The sequence below is a fragment of the Waddliaceae bacterium genome (assembly GCA_018694295.1).
In the GTDB taxonomy this organism is placed as follows: domain Bacteria; phylum Chlamydiota; class Chlamydiia; order Chlamydiales; family JABHNK01; genus JABHNK01.
In genome coordinates this window covers 1-5,431 of the sequence record JABHNK010000037.1, presented here as the reverse complement: position 1 = coordinate 5,431, position 5,431 = coordinate 1, and the positions used below count along the sequence as shown (strand labels likewise).

The 5,431-nt window shown below is 48.4% G+C and carries 6 protein-coding genes; all 6 read right to left on the bottom strand.

The genetic code is table 11. The features are described 5' to 3' along the window. Positions 1-143: 143 nt before the first annotated feature. Positions 144-554, bottom strand: coding sequence for a type III secretion system chaperone (locus tag HN980_04210; GenBank protein MBT6928680.1), 411 nt, complete (start codon positions 552-554; stop codon positions 144-146). Positions 555-663: 109 nt separating this feature from the next. Then, complete coding sequence (locus HN980_04205) at positions 664-2,217, bottom strand: hypothetical protein (protein ID MBT6928679.1); 1,554 nt, start codon at positions 2,215-2,217, stop codon at positions 664-666. Continuing rightward, complete coding sequence (locus tag HN980_04200) at positions 2,214-2,666, bottom strand: hypothetical protein (protein MBT6928678.1); 453 nt, start codon at positions 2,664-2,666, stop codon at positions 2,214-2,216. The genes HN980_04205 and HN980_04200 overlap by 4 nt, the downstream gene beginning before the upstream one ends. A gap of 20 nt (positions 2,667-2,686) precedes the next feature. Next, positions 2,687-3,097, bottom strand: coding sequence for a hypothetical protein (locus HN980_04195; GenBank protein ID MBT6928677.1), 411 nt, complete (start codon positions 3,095-3,097; stop codon positions 2,687-2,689). A gap of 12 nt (positions 3,098-3,109) precedes the next feature. Next, a complete protein-coding gene (locus HN980_04190) occupies positions 3,110-4,072 on the bottom strand; it encodes a hypothetical protein (protein MBT6928676.1) in 963 nt (320 codons plus the stop codon). Positions 4,073-4,092: 20 nt separating this feature from the next. Further along, on the bottom strand, positions 4,093-5,431 hold a 1,339-nt coding region (locus tag HN980_04185; protein MBT6928675.1), incomplete at its 5' end, for an EscV/YscV/HrcV family type III secretion system export apparatus protein.

Sequence of the window (5,431 nt, the reverse complement as noted above, 5' to 3'; positions counted from 1 at the left end):
GCAGTGCTTTCCTTTTGCTTTGCAGTGACCGCCGTAGATACTGTTTTTCCTTCCAGCGCCTTCGCTGTCGTAGCCTTCATGCTTTCTGGCAGCTTGAAAGACCCAGCGCCTGATATGATATTGTCCGGCATCTTGCTACTCCTTTACACCTTTGTGGCTTCTTGTAACTTTTCAGTCCATTCTTTAGCGCATTCTACAAAATTTCCAAGGATGTTTTTGAAGCTTTCTAAATCCAAGGTTTCGGGATTTTCATTATAGCACATAAAAATTCTGTTGGTAGCTTCGTCGTACATAAGAGTGGCGCCTCTGGTTTCTATCCAGAACATGTTTCCGGCGAGCGCCGCTTTTAGAACGCTTTCATTATGGACGCTATCGCCTTCGCATACTACCGCCGAAATGTACAACTTGTTATCTAATTCAGAAGCCTCGAGCGTAATAACACAGTCGTCGATGGTTATATAGCATATACCATTGTCGTTGAAGTTCGGAGCTTCTACTCCTATCTCCGACGAAAAGCTTCCTACAACTTCTTTGATATTACTATGTACTCCCATATCCCTCTCCTTATAGATGTTATGCTGATATAATCAATATACCTACCATTATTTTTAATGCAACAGCGTTTTTTCTCTGTGCCCTCCATAGCTCTGTGGTGAAAATCTCCTATTCCGAACTTCGAACTTCAAGTGTTCTTTTCATAATTTCGAGAGCTTTGGGTTTGTGGTCACGCGATGCTGTAAGGGCGAGAACATTGGAGAGATGAATATAAGCGTTTTTATAGTCTTGGCGGCTGAAGTATATCGTGGAGAGGTAGTATTCTACGGTAGGGTCGCCACTATCGAGAGCATGGTATTTCTGTAGCGATTGTAGCGCCTCTTTTTCTCTGCTGAGCTGTAGCCATGTTATCGCTAGGGCGAGGTGTCCAGCGCGGAACTTCGGGTAAAGCTCAAGGATATCATGTAGTTTCTCCTGCTTTTCGAAGATGGAAACCCTTGTCTCGTCGGTATGGGTGAAAAGCATGGCGATGCCGTCGATGTCAACGTTGCCGTCGAGGTATTCGTCGGCGATGGTGTCGCGACAGACGAGATCGTCGGGGGTGACATCATGGACGGCTTTTAGTATCTTCTTGCCTTTGTTTTTGTCGCCGGTAGCGATAAAGGCATAGGCGAGGAATTCTTGCGCTATGGTGTCGTTAGGAAGGTACGGAACGGCTTTCTGGTACGACGCCAAGGCCTTGTCGTAGTCGCCACCCTGCCACCATACCGATGCTTGGTTGTAGTGTGCAAGGCCGATGACTTCTTTGTATGAACGCTCCTGCAGAGAGCGAGTGTTGATGCCTAGGTATGATTCTGTGGGGATGTCGATGCCTCGCGCTGTTGTCTCGATGTTTGTGAAGGTGCCGTCATCATGGCGGTATCGTAGGAATATATGTCCTGGAGGCGTCACGACTTCAAGGTCAAGGCCAAGGCGTTGTGCTATACAGAGGTATAATGTGCTGACGCCGAGGCATACACCACGACGGGAATCCAACACTGAAGGCAGGAACGTGTAGTAGTCGATATCTTGGCGGTATAGAGACTCCGGAGGGAAGCGGAAGCGCATGGTTTCGAAGACGAAACGTGAAATTGCGCGTATAATATCTTCTGGAGGTGCTTCGTCGGAGAGGCCGGCAAGGATTTCTAACGACATAATATCGAGAAGAGCTTCGTAGCGGGAGATCTCTTCGACGTCATCATCGCCATAGTAGCTAAGAAGAAGGGCGCGGGCAATGTCGATGTCGGTATCATCAAGAGATAGCACTTCTTCTTCTGTGGCGGCATTATATCCGGGAAGATGGCGGTTTTTCAGACGCGAAGCGATATTCGATATCGCCAAACATTCGTCGTCGGTGAAAGGCGTAGTCGTTGTGGTGCCTCCAGGGACGGTGATGAGCGACACCATAGTATTTATAGCGTTTGAAGGCAGGGGAGTCGTTATTGTTGTGCTGCCGTCGTAGCTGTTGCCGCCGAGGAGGTGTATGGCGTCGTCGTAGGCATCACGACCTTGTGGGGTGTCGGGATATAGCTTGTAGAAGGCAAGATGTTGTGATATCGAAGACGGGTCGAGGCCATGGTATAGGGCGTCGAGCTGCTGCGGTGTCTTCGTCACAACGTCGCTAGCGACGAGGGCCGTAGCAGACAAAATACATGCCGATAGTATGGCGAGGAACGTCTTCATAGCCCGAAGAGTTTGTTCTCTGAGGCTTTGCTGCTGTCGCCAAGAAGGTCGGGAGAGATGATCCCCGACCCAAGAGCTTCGGCCCATTTGCGTGATTTTTCTGTGAAGCTGTCGATGTATTCCTTAATAACAGCGCCGGAGAGCGTGGCTTCGATGTATTCGAATAACATAAGGCTTTCCTTGACATCGCTATATGCGAAGATTCCATACAACGGAGGCGTGGCATTGTTGGCGATAAGGGCTTTCTCAAGGACCGTCGTCTTGAAAGCTCCAGGGGACAATTTTCCAAGTACAGTAAAAACAAGAAGGCGCCCTTTGGTTTTGTCGAACTCTATCTGCACCTGCGTGTCGTCGGGGAACTCAATAAGACAGTTGCCCAACTTGTCAGGAGATAGAGGGATGTTCAGCGCCATCCCAAGATTTTTCAGTATCATCTCAAAAGATTCCATCGCTTCTTCCTTTTTTTTTGTTACTCATATTCGCTGGTGTCGATATCCCAGAAACCTGAGCCTTCTTCTTTCTCATCTTCCTCATCTTCTTCTTCATCTTCCTCGTCTTCGTCGAATTCAAGGAAGTCGTATTCTTCTTCTTCGGCTTCGAGCTCTTCGAGGTCGTCTTCGAGTTCTTCTAAGGTGTCGAGGATAGCGTCGTAGATTTCATCGCGATGTTCTAGCGTCTCGAAGATCCTCTCAGGGTCCATGTCTTTTATCATCAAACGAAACTGTGTGAATAGGAAGATCTTAGTGCGTATGTCGTCTTTGGCGATGCCGAGGTCGTCGGAGATCTTGAGTATACGCTCTACAGTAGGATAGCGTTCCTTTGCTAGTTCCAAAAAAATCTTGGCGTAGCTTTTAACAGTAAGCTGTTCGGGCATCGGCATAGTATGTTCTCCTTATGCTTCTTGTGTGGTGCTAGAAAGCCCTTTGTAATATTCTTTCACGCTTTCGTGGTTGCTAAAAGTGTTGCGCATAACATTCGACAGAGCTTGTAAGTCTTTTGAGGCAGTGGTCAGATCATGGAGTTCCCCAGGTTCAATTTCCGCCCCGCCGGCATTAAGCTCAGTGCCTATGCCATTAAAAAGGAAGGCGAGCACGGCATGGAAGTCTTTTCCCTCTTCGGTATCAAGAGATGGTGCTAGTTTATTAAAAAGAGAATGTACGTCTTCTCGTTCATTAGTTATGTATTTGAAAAACACCCCACGTAATTCAGCAGAAGAGCCACCTTCATTTTCCCAGATTTTTGCGAAGATGTTTTCTCCGGTCTGAACAACTTTGTTGTATTCGTTGTCGAAAGAGTCTAAAGCCTCTCCGACATCTTTGGAGATATTAGACTGTACTTCAGCTCCTACATCTTCGGTGATATCGGGAGCTTGGAGCATGTCAGCGAGCTTTTCAAGAGCTGCCATGTGAAGGCTTGGGTCGTTGGGAAGAATCTCTTTGATCATAGACAGGACGCTCTTCGCTTTGGAAGGGTCTGCTGTGAGGAGCTTTACCATGCCTTTTAATTTTTCAATGTCACCGGGAGTAAGCAGCTCGCCATAGCCCCTCTTTCCGCGCTCGCCAGTTCCTTTAGACTTCTCGACAGCTTTGACTCTTTTGGCTTCGGCTTTCTTCGCCTCAGGGCTTTCTTCTGCATCGTTTTCGCCTTCGGTAGCAGCAGCTTTCTTACGGAATCTCACCGCCTTTCTTATGAAACTGCGGACTAGATTTCCGGCGCCGCTGGAGGCTGCCATCGCCGCAGATTCATTGCTGTCAACTTGCGCTATTTCTTTAGCAGCGGTCTCTTTAGCGCCGATATTTCCAACGTTAAGTTTTACGGAGTTTGCCTCTATCCCTATTTTAGGTCCGTCTGCCATAACAATTCACTTCCTTCTAGTTATGAGATCTGTATCCTGCCAAGAGGCTGGATGCTTATCTCGGGGATTATCTCTTGATATGACACAACAGAGACGTTGGAGAACTCCATCTCGATGAGTTTCCTGACAAAACGACGTACGTCGATGGCAGTAAGAAGTACCGAAGGTTGCCCGCCAGGAGGCGGCGGCGTTATCGTGCTTCTGATGCTCTGTAGGATGAGCTGTACGGAGTCGGGGTCGAGGGCGAGGTACGACCCTGCTGACGTCTGTTTTATCGCGCCACGAACCATGTCTTCGATCTCTGGGTCTAGGATATATACCGATAACACCGACTGCCCAAGAGAGTATTTGTAGCTGATATATCTCTTCAAAGAAGAACGTACATATTCCGTCAAAAGTACGGTATCTTTCTCCGACTGCCCCCATTCGCTTAAAGCCTCCATAACAGTACGCAGGTCTTTTACGGAGATCTGCTCCTGGATGAGACGCTTGAAGATGTCAGTAAGCTTCTGCAGAGGGATAAGCCTCGTAACCTCTTTGATGAGGTCGGGGAACGACTTCTCCATAAATTCTAACATGGACTTCACCTCTTGGATGCCGACGAACTCGTTGGCATAGTTCCTGAAGAAGAACGATAGGTGTAAGACGACAACCTCTAGAGGCGCCCAGAACTTTATCCCTGCCTTTTTAAGAAGCTCGGTATATTGGTCTTCGACCCACAACGTCGGCATGTTTAAAACGTTTTTATACGACGTAAAAGGTATCTGAAAACGCTTGAGATTGTCTTCGGTCTCATTGGTGAGAACATGGCCAGGAAGGATGCGACCCTTGACGATAGGGACCTCGTTGAGGTGTATGGAATATTCGGGCTCTTCGAGGGCGGGAGACTCGATACGTACATGGACGCCGGGAAAGCGTACCCCCATATCGTTATACAGCGCCTGACGCATCTTCGGAATCATAAGGTCTATGAAGCTCTGACCCTTCTCAGATTCTTTGACCTTCTCGGAGAGAAAGTGTCCGGTCTCGAGGACGACAGGAAGGGTTAAAGCATAGTTGTCGATGCCTCCGCCAGTGACGACAGCGTGTCCGGGGATATCGGTGTCGACGGTAGGGTCTTCGGCGGTGGCTGAAGATACTGAAGCATGACCTCCGGCACGATGTAGACGTTTTTTCGTCTTCGATGCTGACCATAGAGCATATGATATTACTCCGAGGATGGCAGCAAGGACCATGAATGCCATCGTCGGGAATCCTGGGATTATACCCATCAGAACCAATACCCCAGAGGCGATAAGCAGAGCCTTAGGCTGTGCCATTACCTGCGACGAAATGTCTTTACCAAGGTTGGAGCCTTCT